This is a genomic window from Acinetobacter sp. AC1-2 (assembly GCF_016124155.1).
GTDB lineage: Bacteria > Pseudomonadota > Gammaproteobacteria > Pseudomonadales > Moraxellaceae > Acinetobacter > Acinetobacter calcoaceticus.
Genome location: NZ_JABFFO010000029.1, coordinates 1 through 307 on the forward strand (window position 1 = coordinate 1; position 307 = coordinate 307).

Here is a 307-nt window from a genome sequence, read left to right on the forward strand (position 1 = left end):
GTACCGCCTGCCAAGGTCACATCTGTTGCATCAAAGCCAGTTACTGCTTCACTGAAGGTGAAGGTTACTGTGGTGCTTTCACCAAGACCAAGATTCAGGTCAGTTGCACTGATCGCAAGCGTCGGTGGAACAATATCTACAACGAAACCATCAGTACCATCAAGTACATCACCTGTACCCAGGTTACCTGCAATATCTGTGTAAGTATTATCAGCCACAGTAATGCTTGGTGCTGTGCCTGTGCCATCTGGCGTAAACACTGCTGTCCAAGTGATGTTGTCCGTTGTCGTCAACGCACCTAATGTAC

The 307-nt window shown here is 47.9% G+C and carries 1 protein-coding gene; it reads right to left on the reverse strand.

The annotated features are described in order from the left end of the window. Positions 1 to 307: Ig-like domain-containing protein (locus HL290_RS18475; RefSeq protein WP_227602336.1), on the reverse strand; the 307-nt coding region annotated here is incomplete at both ends.